A 17,245-nucleotide genomic window follows, 5' to 3' on the forward strand; every position below is an offset into this window, starting at 1 on the left:
TTAAAACATGACGATTTAGATGACAATTTTATTATTATATCATTTTTACCCACCGGCAACGACTATTTTTTTAATGAAACTGCTACAGCAAATTTTGTAGGCTGAGCTGGTTTCTACCAAATCCATCAGTTGTTCGGGTGACAGATGTTTTAATAGATCATAAATGCTAATTTGCTTTGGGGGCATTTTAGCTTTGTTGTGATACACAGAGATGGTTTGTACGCAGCAGGTTTTATTTTGGCATTTGCCAATGACGGTGACAAAGTAAACACAATCTTGACAGGTGTGAATGTTTTTTTCCAACATCTCGGGCAACATCATGGTGTGGCTGCGGTATAAAAAATTGTTTTGATAATATTTATCTAGTTTTCTTCCGCTCATAATAAACTCCTAAATCTGTTAAGGATACTGCCCGTTTAATGGCATCGTACCCCCAACGGTTTTTAATGGTATCACAAGCTTTTTCTAAATTTTCTTGACGTAGCACATCACTAACCAAGTCCAACTGGCGGTTGCCATCGGTGGTTAGATTGGAAAGGGTTACTCCCACCGACCTAACCTTAACGTCGTTGGGCCAGTGCTTTTTCATTAAAGATACTGCCACTTGGTAAACCTCGCTGGTGATATTGGAGGGTTGCGGCATGGTGATGGCGTGACTTTTGGTGGTTAAAAAATGATCCCTTAAAGTTAAGGAAACAGTTTTTCCGGAGTAGTTGGCCATTCGGGCTCGATAACAAACTTGTTCGGCCAGTTCCAAAATAACCACCTTTATTTCTTCGAAGCCTTCATAATCTTGGGGCAATGTAATTTGATTGCCAATGCTTTTCACATTTTCCAAACTGGTGGGATCCACCGGGCTATAGTCAATACCATTGGCTGATAAGTGTAAAATTTCTCCCATCATCCCAAATTTGCTGGTTAATATTTTTACTGGGAAATTAGCCAACTGGCCAATGGTTTTAATGTTTAAAGCGTGTAAATGTTTTTCATATCTTTTGCCCACCCCAAACAATTCCCGTATCGGTAATGGCCAAATTTTTAACGGCACCTCCTCTTTGCTCACCGCTGTTAACCCATCTGGTTTTTGTAAACCACAAGCCATTTTAGCCAGCAACTTATTAGGGCCAATGCCAACACTGCAAGTAACCCCCACTTCTGTTTTAATTCGTTTTTTGATATTGCAGGCAATTTCAATTGGCTGTCCTAATAACCCCAAAGAACCACTGATATCTACAAAGGATTCGTCAATGCTGAAGGGTTCCACCAGTGGGCTGAAATCCCGCAAAATATTTACTATTCGGCTGGAAAAACTAAAATAGTGTTGGTATTGAGGTGAAACAAAAATGCCATGGGGGCATAGACTGCGGGCTTCATTTACTGTCATGCCGGTTTTAACCCCGTAGGGCCGTTTGGCTTCATAAGAAGCAGCCAGCACGATGCCATGCCTTTTGCGGGGATCGCCGCAAACAATTACCGCTTTACCCCGCAATGCAGGCTCCAGAGCCTGATGCACTGAAGCAAAAAAACTATTCATATCCACCAATAAAATAACTCTTTCTTTCATAATTAACAGTATACTGCAAACAAATGTTCTGTGACAAGGATTATTTTAAAGGTTTTGGCGCTGCAAAACAATGAGAGCGTAAATTTAATTAATATAAAATAACAATTGGTTTAAAATGCTCAACAATTACTTGACATGTGTAAAGTAACTAAATATAATAAAAGACGTAAATATTCTGATTATTCCGAAGCGTTAAATAAGAGGGGGCTGGCTAAATAATGACACTGGGCGAGCGAATAAAACAACTGCGGATCAACAATAACCTCAGCGTAAGACAATTAGCGCAACAGGTAGGGGTTACGGCCAGCTTTATTTACCAATTAGAACAGAATAAGGTTTCTCCGTCCTTCTCCACGTTAAAAAGTATGGCGACTGCATTAAAAACTAACATGAGCCTACTGATTGAAGAAGAGTTACCTGAAGAATGGGTTTTAATCAGAAAGAATAACCGCCGGAGGATAGCCACCGAGAACGAAGGCATGAAGTTGGATATGCTAGCCTTTTTAGGCACCAGAAACAAAAAGATGCAACCGCTGGTGTTTGAATTGGAAACCGGTGATGGTGAGGTTGAGTTACCAGTGATTAATGGTACTCACGAAGATTTTATCTATATTATCCAAGGCAAGGTAGAGGTAACCGCTAATAATAAAGGTTACGTCGTTGAAGAAGGGGATGCTGCTTATTTTATGTTTGACAGCCCCACCGCAGTAAAAAATGTTGGTGACAAAAAAGCAGTTGGTTTATGGGTGGTTAGTCCACCTGGAATATAATTTAAAAGATTAAATAAGGGGGATTTAGCAGTGGAATCGCCAGAAAGAAAGTTTCAAAAATTGCAGGAGATAATCGATAAGCACAAAGGCCAAACAGCCCACTTGATTGCGATCCTACAGGAAGTGCAAGAAGAGTATCGTTATTTGCCAGAAGAGGTACTTACATATATTGCTACTGCCATGAACTTGCCACCGGCAACAGTGTATGGAGTTGCAACATTTTATGCTCAGTTCTCTTTAATTCCTAAAGGCAAATATGTGATCAGGATTTGTGACGGCACTGCTTGCCACGTACGTGGTTCAGAACCAATTAACTTTGCAGTCAAAAAAGATTTGCAGTTACAGGCCGATCAGTCAACCACTGAAGATCTGCAGTTCACAGTGGAAAGCGTATCATGCTTGGGAGCATGTGGCTTAGCACCGGTGGTAACGGTGAATGATGTTGAAGTATATGGTCAAATGACTCCAGAAGGTATTCTGGAAGTAGTAAACAAACTTAAAGAAGCTGAATAATCCGTACGAGGAGGCAGAGAGATGCTTAAGTCACGTGAAGATTTAAATAAATTATTTGAACAGGCCCAAGATGCCTTAAGGAAAGAAAAATTGCGTATATTAGTTTGTGCCGGTACCGGTTGTGTGGCCAATGGTTCATTAAAAGTATATGAAGCATTAAAGGCTAAGCTGATTGAAAAGGGTTTAGCTGTTAAGGTGGAGCTGATGGAAGAAAAAGAAGATGAGCCCTGTGCCGTTAATGTCAGCGGTTGTCACGGTTTTTGCCAAATGGGTCCATTGGTGCGGATAGAACCGGAGGGTGTTTTCTATCATCACGTTAAAGAAACCGATGTTGATGATATTGTGGAGCAACACATACTAAATGGTCAACTGGTTGAAAGATTGCTGTATAGCCATCCAGTCACCGGTAAACAAGTAAAAACTCAAGATGAAGTGCCTTTCTATAAAATGCAAACCCGGGTGGCTTTAGAGCACTGCGGTAGAGTTAATCCGGATGATATCAATGATTATATTGCCCACAATGGTTATCAAGCCATTACTAAAGCAATGTTTGAAATGAAACCAGAAGAAGTAATTAATGAAGTTTTGGAATCAGGCCTAAGGGGCCGTGGTGGCGCGGGTTTCCCCACTGGTCGCAAATGGCAGTTTGCCGCTGCTGCTAAAGGAGATAAAAAGTATATTATTTGTAACGGTGACGAAGGTGACCCCGGTGCCTTTATGGACCGGTCGTTAATGGAAGGTGACCCCCACCGGATGATTGAAAGCATGATGATAGCTGGTTACGCCATTGGTGCAGATGAGGGTTACTTTTATGTAAGGGCTGAGTACCCGCTGGCGGTAAAGCGTTTAAGGAGAGCCATTGCAGAATGTGAAAAGCTTGGCATTTTAGGAGAAAATATTTTAGGCTCAGGTTTTTCATTTAAACTACATGTTAAAGAAGGTGCCGGCGCCTTTGTTTGTGGTGAAGAATCGGCATTGATAGCCTCCATTGAAGGTGAACGGGGGATGCCCCGTCCCAAGCCACCCTTCCCAGCCACTAAGGGTTTATGGGGATGCCCCACCGTTATCAACAACGTTGAAACATTGGCCAACCTGACATCCATTATATTAAATGGTGGCAAATGGTTCCGGGCCTTTGGTACTGAAAGTAGTCCCGGTACAAAAACCTTCGCTTTGGCTGGACAAGTAGCCCACACTGGTTTGGTGGAAGTGCCCATGGGGATGACATTAAAAGAAATTGTTTTTGATATCGGTGGTGGTCTGCAGGCCGGTAAAGAGTACAAGGCGGTACAAATTGGTGGCCCTTCCGGTGGCTGCTTAACTAAAGATCACTTGGACGTTAGGTTAGACTATGATGAATTGAAAAAAGTTGGTGCCATGGTTGGTTCCGGTGGCTTGGTGGTAATGGGACAGGATACCTGTATGGTTGAAACGGCCAAATTCTTTATGGGCTTTATCCAAAATGAATCCTGTGGTAAGTGTGTACCATGCCGCGAAGGCACTAAGCGGATGTTGGAAATTCTTACTAATATTACCAAAGGACTGGCCACTGAAGATGACTTGGCGCTATTGGAAGAACTGGCTTATACAGTACAGGATGGAGCGCTCTGTGGTTTGGGTAAAACTGCCCCTAACCCAGTATTGACTACACTCCGTTACTTCCGCGATGAATATCTGGCCCACGTTCGGGACAAAAAGTGTCCGGCTGGTGCATGTAAAGATTTACAAGATTACGTTATTGATGCTGAAAAGTGTAAAGGTTGCGGACTTTGTGCTCGGGTTTGTCCCGTTGGCGCCATCAGTGGCGAGAAAAAGCAACCACACACAATAAATACAACTATATGTGCTAAGTGCGGCACTTGTATGGAAAAATGTAAATTTGGAGCTATTTATACAGCCTAATGTCCCAACTTACCAGTGATAAGGAGTGTGAAAAATGAGTACCAGTAAAGTGACCATTGATGGTCAAATTGTTGAAATAAATGGTGCCAAAAACATATTAGAATTAGCCCGTCGTGCCGGTATAGAACTACCTACCTTTTGTTATCACTCAGAGTTAAGTATTTATGGTGCCTGTAGATTGTGTATGGTGGAAGTGGAAAAAATGGGGTTGGTGGCTTCTTGCTCCACTCCCCCCAGTGATGGTATGATTATTCATACCAACACCGAACGGGTTAGACGCCTGCGGCGGATGATTATTGAACTGCTGTTGGCTAACCATGACCGGGAATGCACCACCTGTGGTAAGAGTACCAGTTGTAAATTGCAGAAATTGGCCAAGCAGTTTGGTGTGACCAAAGTTCGGTTTGGCAATCGAGATGTGAAATTACCTATAGATGAATCCGGTAACAGTATTGTTAAAGACCCCAACAAGTGCATCCTTTGTGGTGATTGTGTGCGTATGTGTAAAGAAATCCAAGGCATTGGGGTTTGGGACTTTGCCCATCGGGGTAGCAAAACCGAAGTTACCACTGCCTTTGGCAAAAATCTTTCCGAGGTGGCCTGCGTAAACTGTGGTCAGTGCGTGGCGGTATGCCCCACCGGTGCTTTAACCATTAAGTCAGAAGTGGAGCAGGCTTGGCGGGCAATTCATGATCCTAACAAAACTGTGGTGGTACAAATTGCTCCAGCAGTGCGGGTGGCTTTAGGAGAAGAATTTGGTTTAGAAACCAGTGAAAAGGTAACTGGTAAAATGGTGACAGCCCTGAAGAAAATGGGTGTGGATAAAGTATTTGACACTCTGTTCTCGGCAGACATGACCACCATCGAAGAATCGATGGAGTTTATGGATCGTTTACAAAACGGCGGTAAACTACCACTATTTACTTCCTGTTGTCCCGGTTGGATTAAGTACTGCGAGCAAAACCATGCAGACATGTTAAGTAACTTATCCAGCTGTCGTTCGCCGCAACAAATGTTTGGCTCGCTGGTGAAAAAACATTATGCTAATAAAATCGGTAAAGAGGCCAAAGAAGTGGTTTGTATCTCTATTATGCCTTGTACCGCTAAGAAATTTGAAGCCAAAAGACCTGAGTTTACCACCGATGGTGTTCCCGATGTGGATATCGTGCTGACCACAGTGGAGTTATCCCAAATGATTAAAGAGTCTGGCATTATATTTAAGGAATTGGAGCCAGTGGGATTTGACAATCCGCTGGGCATGGGTTCCGGCAGTGCGTTAATCTTTGGTGCTTCCGGTGGGGTGATGGAATCTGTGGTGCGCTTTGTCGCAGGCTATACCGGTGGCGCAGATGTGGGCCGGATAGATTTTTATCCAGTGCGTGGTATAGAAGGTATTAAAGAAGCATCAGTAGAGGTAGATGGTACAGAGCTTAAACTGGCAGTGGCCAATGGCATTGGCAATGCTGAAAAACTAATTCAAAAAATTAAAAAAGGCGAAGCATTCTATCATGCCGTGGAAGTAATGTGTTGCCCCACAGGCTGCGTTGGTGGTGGTGGTCAACCAGAGGTTAACGACACTGCAACCAGAGTGCAACGGCTGAAAGAAATTTACCGACTGGATGCAATGGAGCAGGTGCATAAAGCTCAAGATAACATCTACGTTAATAAAATACTGAATGAATGGTTCGGCGGTGCTGCATCTGAAAACACACACCATGACTTGCACACTAACTATACGCCCCGTAGACGGATTACCGGAAAAGCAATTGAAGTAAATGACACGAAAGAGGGTGGTTCTGTGCATGTACAAGTATGTGTAGGTACTGGTTGTTACCTTCGTGGCTCCTATGACATCATGAATAAATTTACCGAATTGATTAAAAAGTGGAGTATGGAGGACTACGTTCAACTGACCGGCACATTCTGCTTAGAAAAATGTGATCAAGGCGTGTCAATTAAGATAGATGATGAAATCATCACCGGTATTAATATGGACAACGTTGAACATATCTTTAAGACAAAAATAGCAATTAAGGTGGATTTAGCTTTAAATTCTTAATATAATTAAGTCGAATGGATAGTTAATCAGTTATAACCATTCGAAAGGATGAGATGTGATGGGCTTAATTACCACCAACGAAGCAAAGTGCTTGGACTGTTACAAGTGTGTAAGGACTTGCCCAGTTAAAGCAATTGCCATTAGCAATACCAACGATAAAAATGCTCCCCATGTGAGTATTATAGATGAGCTGTGCGTTAAAGGTGGATGCTGCATTGAAATCTGTCCTCAAAGTGCCAAAAAATTAAATCATAGTGATCTGGAGCAAGTAAAACAACTGTTGGCCAATGGTGAAAAATTGGTCTGTACTGTAGCCCCTTCCTTTGTGGCTGCAGTACCTCTAAGTGCTGATCTAATGCCCAGTTTGCTAAGGCAGTTGGGTTTTGAAATTGTGGAAGAAACGTCTGTAGGTGCCGGGATGGTGTCCCGGCGCCACCTACAGATTGGTTTCGAGGAACCACTTATTAGTAGTTCATGTCCAGTAATTGTTAACTTGGTGGAACGCTATTATCCGGAGTTAATATCGATGTTGGCACCGGTGGTTTCGCCGATGATTGCCCATGGGCGCTATCTTAAACAACGATACCCAGATGCAAAGGTGGTCTTCGTTGGACCATGTGTGGCCAAAAAGGATGAATATACCACAGCAAGCATTAATGACGCTGTGGATTTTGTACTGGGTTTTAACGAGCTATGGCAGCTGGTGGAGCAATTGGGGGTTGATTTAAACAGTTTGTTCCCAGCAAAATTTGATAACCCGGTAACCGGCGATGCCAGCCTGTATCCTTTGGATGGGGGTATGTTTAAAGGTATCAAAGATGGTTTGTCAAGCCCTGACGAAGAGTATTTTTCTGCCAGTGGTTTAGAGGATTGTATGGAGTTTCTCAACCACCTGGCTGCCGGTAATGTAGCTGAACCACCCAAGTTAATTGAACTGCTGGCCTGTAAGGGTGGATGTATTAACGGTCCACTGGCACTGGATCAGGACCAAAGTTTATATGCCAGAAAACGTAAAGTGTTGAATTATTATCAATCGTTTATTAATACTGCCGATGATCAACCATTGCCGGAATTGCCGGTGGAGCAATTAACCCGCAGTTATCAGTCTCAAAAACTTGATTTACCACTACCCACTGAAGCAGACCTAAGGGAAATACTTGCCAAGACTGGGAAAGTTAAAACTGAGGATGAATTAAACTGTGGTGCCTGTGGCTACGATACTTGTCGGGACAAAGCAGTGGCGGTTTTCCAAGGTAAAGCCGAAGTGGAAATGTGTATTCCCTATATGCGCAAACGAGCAGAGTCTTTGTCCAACGTGGTTACTTCTGCCATGCCTAACGGCATTATTATTGCGGATGAAGGTTTAAAGGTATTGGAGATTAACCCGGCGGCCGAAAAATTGTTTAACATTTCAGCTAGCAAAATTGTGGGAGAAAATCTTAGTGCTTTAATTAACACCAGCAATTTTAACCGGGCGGTTAAAGATGGATCAATGATTCACGTCTGTTGTACTTATCCAGATAGAAACATTGTTACCAGTGAATTTATTTTTCCGGTAGTTGAGGAAAATATTGTAGTGGGTATTTTTGTTGATATTACCGAGGAAAAGCGACAACGGGAACAGTTTGAATTGATTAAAAATCAAACCATTATGCAGTCACAAGAAGTGATTGAAAAACAAATGATGGTGGCTCAAGAGATCGCTGGCTTGTTGGGCGAAGCTACGGCAGAGAGTAAAATACAATTGACTAAATTAATTAAGCTAATGCGCGAAGAACCTCAACAAAGGGGTTAATGTGCTATGAGTATAAAATTTGATTTTGGAGTTGCCCAACTGAAAAAGCATGGCGAAGAACTTTGTGGCGATAATGTGGAAATATTTAACACTGACCAAGATAATATAGTGGTAATGTCCGATGGTTTAGGTAGTGGTGTTAAAGCCAATATTTTGTCGAGATTAACAGTAAAAACCGCTGGCACCATGTTAAAAATGGGCGGTGATATCGACGAGGTTATTGAAACCATAGCCAGCACCTTGCCCACCTGTAAGATAAGAAAGTTAGCCTATAGCACCTTTACAGTGGCTAAAATTAAGCACGATGGAAGAACCTATGTGGTGGAATTTGATAATCCCCAAGTCTTTGTTGGCCATAATCATAGAATACTTAAACCACACCAAATTACTCGAACCATTGCAGATAAAGAGATTAATGAATATTTTTTTGAAATGAAGGATAATGACTGGTTGGTAATGGTCAGTGATGGGGTGTTGCATGCCGGAGTAGGTTTGGTAATGAATATGGGGTGGGGTCGAGCAAGAATCGGCCAACTCCTTGAAGAAACATATTTGCCAAGCAAAAACGCCCAGGAGTGGGCTGAGGAAATTATTCATCTATGCTACAATTTGTACGGCGAGCAACCGGGGGATGATGCCACTGTTGTGGTGGTAAAGGCCCGCCAAGCTCGGAACGTAACTGTAATGATCGGTCCTCCGGCCAATAAAGAAGATGATTACGCAGTGGTAAATCGACTGATGAGTGAATCCGGTGCTAAAGTGGTTTGTGGTGGCACCACCGGTAACATTGTGGGGCGCATTTTAGGCCGTGAGGTGGCGGTGGACTTGACTACCAATACAAAAAAAGTACCACCCATTGGAATTTTGCCTGGTATAGATTTAGTAACCGAGGGTGCAGTTACGCTAGTTTATGCTTTGGAATATCTTAAATATGGCATTAAGCTAAAGGACCTAAAGGGTAACAAAGATGGTGCCAGTAGGCTGGCGGTACTTCTGTCGGAGGCCGATGACATTAGTTTTATTATTGGTACCGCTGCTAATCCCGCCCTGCAAGGGGTAGGGGTGCCGGCAATTTATACCTACAAACAACATGTAATACGTGATTTAATTACTGTGCTAAAGGACAAAGGTAAAAATGTTACTGAGGAATATTATTAAAAATGCCGCTATGGAAGAGGGTATTATGCATGAATACTAAAAATCAGTGCCAGTGCAACAGTGATCAGAGATTAATTGACTTAAACGAAGGCTCAGAATTAACAGAAGGCGAAAATACTATTAAGCCAGCGGCAAAACACCAGGTGTTAATATGTTTAGGTACTTCATGTCACTTAAGGGGATCGGCTGAGTTGTTAGAACAACTTATTGCTGAACTGTGCATTCAACCGGGTGAGGTAACTCCAGACGGCTTGTTCTCATTAAATGTGGCCCGCTGTTTGGGCGCCTGTGCAATAGGTCCGGTGATGATGGTGGATGAAGTATTATATCCAAACATGAACAGTGATAAAATCAGTAAAATTTTAGAACAATATCGAAAGTAATTGGGCGCCCATCGGCGCCCTTGTTGTTTGCTGAGATTATTGTGTCATTTTTGCTCGGTGTACCTTTAATAATGACACCCTAAGTTTCACATGGTTAAGCATTTGTGTTATAATGCATGCAGGGATTTTGAGCTGTTTGGAAGGATTTTTCTCTGAACAAGCGAATATTTATACGTTGCAATAGAAAAGATAGAATAGGTTTGAGTGGGTGATCGTTCGGTGCTGGAAATATTTGATGTAGTAAAAAATGATCTAAAATTGGTGGAAAAAGAACTGGGCCGGGTTGTGCAACATAAAGACCCGCTTTTAAATGAAACATCCAGTCACTTGTTAAATGCCGGAGGGAAAAGATTGCGTCCGGCTTTTGCACTTTTGTCCGGTAAGTTTTATCATTACGATTTAAATAAAATTATGCCACTGGCGGTGGCATTGGAACTAATACATATGGCTTCTTTAGTGCATGATGATGTGGTTGACTGTGCCGTTACCAGGCGTGGCAGACCCACTGTGAGGGCCAACTGGGGTAATAGAATATCGATGCATACCGGCGATGTTTTGTCTGCCAAAGCTCTAATGATGATTGCCCAATACAATGATATACCACTGGTGGCTAAGGTGTTTGCTAGAACCACTGTAAAAATGAGTGAAGGTGAAATAGAGCAAATAATCAGTGCTTACAGAAGTGATCAATCCATTAAAGATTACTGGTATCGTATTGAACGTAAAACTGCCATGCTAATTGCAGACAGCTGTCAATTAGGGGCGGTGGTTTGTGGGGCACCGAAGGAAATATATATGCCGTTAAGAAGATATGGCCATAGAATAGGTATTGCCTTTCAAATTGTGGATGATATTTTAGATATGATAGCCGATCAGGATAAATTGGGAAAACCTATTGGCAGTGATTTGCGTCAGGGGATTGTTACATTACCAGTTCTTTATGGACTAAAAAATAGTACCAAAAATAAGCGATTAGCCCAATTGGTTGAAAACCAGAACAAAACCGAGGCTGAAATAGAGGAAGCAATAGATATTATTGTTAGTTGTGGCGGCATTGATTACTCAAATAATGTTGTTGACCTCTATGTGAATAAGGCCAAAAAAGAATTGGATAAGCTTCCAAACACTCCAGTCAGACAAACGTTGGCCCTTATTGCTGATTTTGTCAGATATCGCAAGTTTTAAGGAGATCAATAACATGACAAAATTATATCCTTTGTATTTGCGTTTAAATGGAGAAAAATGTTTGGTGGTGGGTGGGGGCAAGGTGGCGGCCCGCAAAGTTAACAGTTTGTTGGAGGCAGAGGCAACGGTAACGGTGGTTAGTCCGATACTAATCCCGCCATTGGCTGAACTTGAAAAAAAAGGGCAAATTGAACATATTCAGCGTACATATCAAGAAAAAGATTTAGAGGGTGCTTTTTTAGTGATTTGTGCCACCGATGATAAAGAGGTTAACCGTAGAGTGGCGGCCCAGTGCCAACAAAAGAAAATATTGGTTAATGTAGTTAATGACCCACCGCAAAGCAATTTTTTTGTGCCTGCAGTCATTCGTCAAGGCTCACTTTCAATAGCGGTGTCCACCGATGGCAAAAGCCCACTTTTGGCAGCCCGCATTAGAGAGCAGTTGGAACAAACCTATGGGCCAGAATACGCTGATTTTTTAGAGCTGTTAGGGGAAGTACGACAGGATATTATTGAAAATGTACCAGATCCAGAAACACGCAGAGAGATTCTACAAAGAATTGTACAATCGGACATCATCAGTTTAATTAAAGAAAATCGTTATCAAGAAATAAAGGAGCGGGTGCAAAATGCTTATCGTAGCAGTGGGAGTTAACCACCGTACCGCCCCGGTAGAGGTTAGAGAAAAGCTTTCCTTTCCGGCACACACATTGCCAGATGATCTTAAACGTTTGCAATCTTACAGTGGTATTGATGGTTGTGCCATTATTTCTACCTGTAACCGCACAGAGATCTATGTAACTCCTTACGAATTAGATGAGGGCTTAAATGCTATTTGGCATTTTTTATCGAAACATTCAGGCTTGGACATATCAGAAATTAAGAATTGCACTTTCTGCCATAGCTTATATGATGCTGTACGACATTTATTTAGGGTATCAGCTGGTTTAGACTCGATGATCTTGGGTGAAACCCAAATTTTAGGTCAAGTGCGAGAAGCCTATGAAATAGCACTAAAGACTGGTACCACCAACAGCGTGATAAATACTTTGTTTAAGCAAGCCATTGTTGTGGGAAAAAGAGTGCGCACTGAAACCGGCATTGATAAAAATGCTGTTTCTGTCAGTTATGCGGCAGTGGAATTGGCCAAGCAAAAATTTGGCAATTTAAACGGCCGTTCAGTGCTGGTAGTGGGTGCAGGTAAAATGAGTGAATTAACTGCTAAACACTTGGTGTCCAATGGGGTATCTGGCGTCATTGTGTCTAACCGTTCTTATGATCGGGCAGAGATGCTGGCGGAGAAGTTTAATGGTCAAGCGGTAAAGTTTGAAGAACTCTTTAAACATATGCATAGTGCCGATATCATTATCAGTTCCACAGCGGCCAGGCATTATGTTATTCGTTATGCTGACATGTTGGAATTAATGCATATCAAGAAAAATAAAAGTTTAATTCTGATTGACATTGCGGTACCGAGGGATATTGATCCCCGGGTAGGTGAGATTCCTGGAGTAACCCTTTACGACATTGATGATTTGCAAATGGTGGTAGATAACAACCTAGAAGAAAGACGGCAGGCGGCAGTGTTGGCCGAAGGAATTATTGAAGAAGAATTAAACGAGTTTTTAAAGTGGTTAGCGACCCAGTTTGTAGTTCCCACCATTTCTGCCCTGAGAGATAAAGGCGAAGAAATTAAACAACATGAATTACAACGGGCCTACAATCGTTTAGGAGACTTGACTGCTAGAGAACAAAAGGTGATCAGTACGATGGCTAATTCAATAGTTAAGCAACTTTTACACCTACCAGTGGTGCGGCTTAAAGAATATGCCATGACCAGTGAAGGACATTTGTATACAGAAGTGTTGCAGAACCTATTTGACTTAGAAGTGCAAGGGCAGCGTCCAAAAAATAAGGCATGTGTAGATATTGATTTAATACCATGGTTGGAAAGTGCTGCCGAATATAATAAAAAGCATCACACCGGGGGGTAACAAGTTGAAGCAAGAAATTTTAGTCGGTACCAGGGAAAGTGCCCTCGCCATGTGGCAAACAAATTGGGTGGTGGCAGAGCTACAAAAGAAATTTCCCGACCGTACTTTTAAAATTGTCAAAATGAAAACCCAAGGCGACAAGATATTGGATGTAGCTTTGGCTAAAATAGGGGACAAGGGTTTATTTACTAAAGAGCTGGAAGTAGGTATGCTGGAAGGCAAAGTTGACTTGGCAGTGCACAGTATGAAGGATTTGCCCACCCAACTGCCCAATGGATTGATCATCGGTGCCATTTGCCAGCGTGAATATCCAGGCGATGTGTTGGTTAACGATTCCGGTAAAAAATTGGATGAGTTACCACAGGGGGCCAGAATAGGTACTTCTAGCTTGCGACGCAGTGCACAGTTGCTAAAATATCGTCCGGACCTAAAGTTAGAATCATTGCGAGGTAATTTAAATACCCGTATGACCAAACTACAAACGGAACGGTTAGACGGCATAGTGTTGGCAGCAGCCGGCATGATTCGCATGGGTTGGCAGGATAAAATAACCCAATACATACCAACGGAAATTTGTTTGCCGGCAGTGGGGCAAGGGTCCATTGGCATCGAAATTAGAGAAAACGACCCAGAAATATTGGGAATAGTGCAGAGTATCGCTGATTATGAGGCCACTGTGGCCATCACTGCTGAGCGGGCGCTTTTGCGCAAACTGGAAGGTGGTTGCCAAGTGCCCATTGGTGCCTTCGGACAGGTCGTTGACAACAAACTGCACGTTGAAGCAACGGTAATTAGCCTAGATGGCAGCAAGGCAGTTAGGGATACCATTGAAGGTCCGGCTGATAAAGCCGCTGAGTTGGGTCTGGAACTGGCTAATCGCTTGTTAGAGCAAGGTGCTGGCGATATATTGGAACAAGTGCGTAAGGAGAATGATGAATAATTATGAAAAACAGCGTAGTGTATTTGGTAGGTGCTGGCCCGGGGGATCCTGGCCTAATTACAGTCAAGGGCCTGGAATGTATAAAAAAGGCAGATGTCATTGTATATGACCGTTTAGCCAGCCCAAGGTTATTGGTCCATGCTCGGCCTGACGCTGAGTTAATATATGTTGGCAAATCACCGGAACGTCATGCCATGAAACAACATGAAATTAACCAACTGCTGGTGGATAAGGCTAAAGCAGGCCATGTGGTGACCCGTTTAAAGGGTGGTGACCCCTTTGTATTTGGCCGGGGAGGTGAAGAAGCAGAGACGTTAGTGGAACAGGGCATTAGGTTTGAAGTGGTGCCGGGAATTACCTCTGCTGTATCGGTTCCGGCCTATGCTGGTATTCCAGTAACTCACCGGGATGCCACCAGCAACTTTGCGGTGGTCACTGGGAATGAAGATCCCACCAAGGATGACTCCAACATTGCCTGGGACAAAATTGCTACAGGTATTGGTACCTTGGTGTTTTTAATGGGTATGGGCAACCTGCCCTATATTTGTGAAAAACTGATCCGATATGGCCGCAGTCCGGAAACTCCGGTGGCATTAATCCGTTGGGGCACTCGACCAGAGCAAAGAACTTTGGTGGGCACCATTGCAGATATTGCTGAAAAGGCTAAACAGGCTGAATTTAAAAACCCAGCGGTGATTATTGTGGGCGAAGTGGTGAAGTTACGGGAAAAATTAGCTTGGTTTGAAAACAGGCCGCTATTTGGCAAACGGGTATTGGTTACCCGTTCTCGGGAGCAGGCCAGTGTGTTATCACAACGCATTGAAGCTTTAGGTGGCGAACCTTGGGAATTTCCCACCATTCAAGTTACTGATCCGGAGGACTACGCACCGCTGGATCAAGCCATTGCTAAATTGTCCCAGTACAAATGGGTAATCTTTACCAGTGTTAACGGGGTAAAATATTTCTTTGATCGACTGCGGCAACAAAACAAAGATATCAGAGCACTGGCAGGCTTGAAAATTTGTGCCATTGGCCCTAAAACCAAAGAATCCCTTGAGGCCTATGGTTTAATGGTGGACTATGTGCCCGGTGAATATAGGGCGGAACAAATTATTGCCGGCATGGAGGACAAAGTAAAACCCGGTGATGGTGTTTTACTGCCTAGGGCAGATATTGCCCGTAAAATATTGCCCAATGCCCTCAGGGAGATGGGGGCTTTGGTGGATGAAGTTACCACCTACAGAACGGTTTTAGGGGCAGGAAATGCACAGTTACTTAAAGAAATGTTAGCAAGAAAAGAACTAAATATTTTAACCTTTACCAGTTCTTCTACAGTAAGGAATTTTGTAGAATTAGTTGATGCAGATCACTTACAAGATTTATTGCGAGATGTTATAGTAGCTAGTATCGGACCCATTACTACCAACACAGCTAAAGAACTAGGCATTAATGTCACTGTGGAGGCTAAAGAATACACCATAGATGGGTTGATAGAGGCAGTGTTAAAAGCAATTAAGAATTAATAATTTTGAATTTAGAATGAGCAGGTGCCAGATTCCAGCCTTAGGTACAATGTTACCTTATAGAAATATTTGCCCAGGCTGGTGTCTGGCTCCGCATAAGAGCCTTTGTCAAAAGGTACTTAGCATGCTTTTTTAAAAAGAAAGGTGAAACATAATGATCAGTATTAGTAAACTGTTGTGTGATACCAAAAATTTTGGTGATACCCTACGTTATTCTCCGGATTCCAAAGAACAAATGCATGGTACCCACGGTGATCACGGCCCGGTGGTGGTGTGGAATATCACCCGTACCTGTAATTTGAAATGTCGACATTGCTACTCCAATTCCGATGGCCAGAAATATGAAAATGAAATGACCACTGAGGAAGGCCAGCAATTTTTGCGGGACTTGGCTGAATTTAAAGTGCCGGTGGTGTTGTTTTCCGGTGGCGAACCACTGGCTAGGCCTGACTTTTTTCAGTTAGCAGCTTACGCCAGAGAACTAGGCTTGCGGGTGACCATTTCCACCAACGGTACGCTGATTACTCCGGAAGTGGCCCAAAGGATTAAAGATATCGGTGTTGGTTATGTGGGCATTAGTTTAGATGGCATTGGGGCTAACAATGACCGTTTCCGGGGACGTACCGGAGCCTTTGATGCAGCTTTGGCTGGTATTCACAACTGTTTAGCTGTAGGTCAAAAGGTGGGGTTGCGTTTCACCATTAATCGACACAATTATCACGAATTAAATGATATTTTCGATCTGTTGGAGCGAGAAAACATCCCTCGGGCTTGTTTCTATCATTTAGTTTACTCGGGACGCGCTAGCCACATGAAGGATGAAGATATTAGCCATCAAGAAACCAGAGCGGCCCTTGATTTGATTATCCGCCGGACAGAAGATATGAATCGGCGGGGATTAAACAAAGAGATTTTGACGGTGGATAATCATGCCGATGCCATTTATGTGTATTTGCAATTAAAAGCCAAAGACCCAGTTAGAGCCGAAAGGGCTTGGGAACTACTAAACAGAAATGGTGGCAACCGCACCGGCATTGCCATTGGCCAAGTGGATTGGCATGGCAACGTCCATGCGGACCAGTTTACCCAAAACCATACCTTTGGCAACGTGCGTGAAAGAAAGTTCGGTGATATTTGGACAGATTTAAGCAATCCAATATTGGCAGGCTTAAAGAATCGGAAGCCACTACTCAAAGGCCGCTGTGCCCAATGCAAGTGGCTGGAAGTTTGTAATGGTAACTTCCGTGCCCGTGCCGAAGCCATCCACGGCGACTTCTGGCATGAAGACCCAGCCTGCTATTTGACAGATGAAGAAATTAAGTAAATAGCAATTTGAATTAGGAATTTTGAATTTGGATGAATAAACTAGCCATTCAAAATTTATAATTCAGAATTCATAATGCTACTGAAGCTGTTACAAGAACACAAACAATTATTATAAATACATACAAAAGATATA

The 17,245-nt window shown here is 42.9% G+C and carries 15 protein-coding genes; 13 read left to right on the forward strand and 2 right to left on the reverse strand.

The features are described from left to right. Positions 1-45: 45 nt before the first annotated feature. Entirely contained in the window at positions 46-381 is a 336-nt protein-coding gene (locus tag V6C27_03275) for a hypothetical protein (protein ID MEG6615452.1), read from the reverse strand. Beyond that, positions 359-1,564: a DNA polymerase IV gene (dinB, locus tag V6C27_03280; GenBank protein ID MEG6615453.1), complete on the reverse strand. Its 1,206-nt coding sequence runs from the start codon at positions 1,562-1,564 to the stop codon at positions 359-361. Before dinB ends, V6C27_03275 begins: the two co-directional genes overlap by 23 nt. 218 nt (positions 1,565-1,782) lie before the next feature. On the opposite strand from dinB, the gene V6C27_03285 reads away from it, so the two are divergent. The 13 genes from V6C27_03285 (at position 1,783) to nirJ1 (ending at position 17,110) form a co-directional block, all read left to right on the forward strand. Beyond that, the gene (locus V6C27_03285; protein ID MEG6615454.1) at positions 1,783-2,334 is read left to right on the forward strand and encodes an XRE family transcriptional regulator; all 552 of its coding nucleotides are present in this window, start codon (positions 1,783-1,785) and stop codon (positions 2,332-2,334) included. Between the two features lie 30 nt (positions 2,335-2,364). After that, the gene (locus V6C27_03290) at positions 2,365-2,847 is read left to right on the forward strand and encodes an NAD(P)H-dependent oxidoreductase subunit E (GenBank protein ID MEG6615455.1); all 483 of its coding nucleotides are present in this window, start codon (positions 2,365-2,367) and stop codon (positions 2,845-2,847) included. 21 nt (positions 2,848-2,868) lie between these two features. Further along, entirely contained in the window at positions 2,869-4,749 is a 1,881-nt protein-coding gene (gene nuoF, locus V6C27_03295) for an NADH-quinone oxidoreductase subunit NuoF (GenBank protein ID MEG6615456.1), read from the forward strand. 34 nt (positions 4,750-4,783) lie between these two features. After that, positions 4,784-6,808 (forward strand): [FeFe] hydrogenase, group A, encoded by a 2,025-nt coding sequence (locus V6C27_03300; protein MEG6615457.1) that lies wholly within the window; start codon positions 4,784-4,786, stop codon positions 6,806-6,808. Between the two features lie 58 nt (positions 6,809-6,866). Continuing rightward, positions 6,867-8,603, forward strand: a complete 1,737-nt coding sequence (locus V6C27_03305; protein MEG6615458.1) for a [Fe-Fe] hydrogenase large subunit C-terminal domain-containing protein — start codon at positions 6,867-6,869, stop codon at positions 8,601-8,603. Positions 8,604-8,609: 6 nt separating this feature from the next. After that, a complete protein-coding gene (locus V6C27_03310; GenBank protein MEG6615459.1) occupies positions 8,610-9,761 on the forward strand; it encodes a SpoIIE family protein phosphatase in 1,152 nt (383 codons plus the stop codon). Between the two features lie 29 nt (positions 9,762-9,790). Beyond that, a complete protein-coding gene (locus V6C27_03315) occupies positions 9,791-10,144 on the forward strand; it encodes an NAD(P)H-dependent oxidoreductase subunit E (protein MEG6615460.1) in 354 nt (117 codons plus the stop codon). A 219-nt stretch (positions 10,145-10,363) separates the two neighbouring features. Then, entirely contained in the window at positions 10,364-11,329 is a 966-nt protein-coding gene (locus tag V6C27_03320; protein ID MEG6615461.1) for a polyprenyl synthetase family protein, read from the forward strand. A gap of 13 nt (positions 11,330-11,342) precedes the next feature. Next, entirely contained in the window at positions 11,343-11,984 is a 642-nt protein-coding gene (locus V6C27_03325; protein ID MEG6615462.1) for a bifunctional precorrin-2 dehydrogenase/sirohydrochlorin ferrochelatase, read from the forward strand. Then, positions 11,959-13,323 carry a glutamyl-tRNA reductase gene (hemA, locus tag V6C27_03330; GenBank protein ID MEG6615463.1) on the forward strand — a complete coding sequence of 455 codons (1,365 nt, stop codon included), beginning with the start codon at positions 11,959-11,961 and terminating at the stop codon, positions 13,321-13,323. The genes V6C27_03325 and hemA overlap by 26 nt, the downstream gene beginning before the upstream one ends. Before the next feature lie 4 nt (positions 13,324-13,327). Further along, on the forward strand, positions 13,328-14,263 hold the full coding sequence (hemC, locus tag V6C27_03335; protein MEG6615464.1) for a hydroxymethylbilane synthase: 936 nt from the start codon (positions 13,328-13,330) through the stop codon (positions 14,261-14,263). A gap of 2 nt (positions 14,264-14,265) precedes the next feature. Next, a complete protein-coding gene (gene cobA, locus V6C27_03340) occupies positions 14,266-15,786 on the forward strand; it encodes a uroporphyrinogen-III C-methyltransferase (protein ID MEG6615465.1) in 1,521 nt (506 codons plus the stop codon). 154 nt (positions 15,787-15,940) lie between these two features. Beyond that, the gene (gene nirJ1, locus V6C27_03345) at positions 15,941-17,110 is read left to right on the forward strand and encodes a putative heme d1 biosynthesis radical SAM protein NirJ1 (protein MEG6615466.1); all 1,170 of its coding nucleotides are present in this window, start codon (positions 15,941-15,943) and stop codon (positions 17,108-17,110) included. The last annotated feature ends 135 nt before the right edge of the window (positions 17,111-17,245 follow it).

The organism is Peptococcaceae bacterium 1198_IL3148 (assembly GCA_036763105.1).
Taxonomy (GTDB): domain Bacteria; phylum Bacillota; class Desulfotomaculia; order Desulfotomaculales; family Desulfohalotomaculaceae; genus JBAIYS01.

Excerpts from the sequence above, each read along its gene's own strand:
- V6C27_03275 (MEG6615452.1), bottom strand. The coding sequence starts at position 381 with ATGAGCGGAAGAAAACTAGATAAATATTATCAAAACAATTTTTTATAC.
- dinB (MEG6615453.1), bottom strand. The coding sequence starts at position 1,564 with ATGAAAGAAAGAGTTATTTTATTGGTGGATATGAATAGTTTTTTTGCT.
- V6C27_03285 (MEG6615454.1), top strand. The coding sequence starts at position 1,783 with ATGACACTGGGCGAGCGAATAAAACAACTGCGGATCAACAATAACCTC.
- nuoF (MEG6615456.1), top strand. The coding sequence starts at position 2,869 with ATGCTTAAGTCACGTGAAGATTTAAATAAATTATTTGAACAGGCCCAA.
- V6C27_03300 (MEG6615457.1), top strand. The coding sequence starts at position 4,784 with ATGAGTACCAGTAAAGTGACCATTGATGGTCAAATTGTTGAAATAAAT.
- V6C27_03305 (MEG6615458.1), top strand. The coding sequence starts at position 6,867 with ATGGGCTTAATTACCACCAACGAAGCAAAGTGCTTGGACTGTTACAAG.
- V6C27_03310 (MEG6615459.1), top strand. The coding sequence starts at position 8,610 with ATGAGTATAAAATTTGATTTTGGAGTTGCCCAACTGAAAAAGCATGGC.
- V6C27_03315 (MEG6615460.1), top strand. The coding sequence starts at position 9,791 with ATGAATACTAAAAATCAGTGCCAGTGCAACAGTGATCAGAGATTAATT.
- V6C27_03325 (MEG6615462.1), top strand. The coding sequence starts at position 11,343 with ATGACAAAATTATATCCTTTGTATTTGCGTTTAAATGGAGAAAAATGT.
- hemA (MEG6615463.1), top strand. The coding sequence starts at position 11,959 with ATGCTTATCGTAGCAGTGGGAGTTAACCACCGTACCGCCCCGGTAGAG.
- cobA (MEG6615465.1), top strand. The coding sequence starts at position 14,266 with ATGAAAAACAGCGTAGTGTATTTGGTAGGTGCTGGCCCGGGGGATCCT.
- nirJ1 (MEG6615466.1), top strand. The coding sequence starts at position 15,941 with ATGATCAGTATTAGTAAACTGTTGTGTGATACCAAAAATTTTGGTGAT.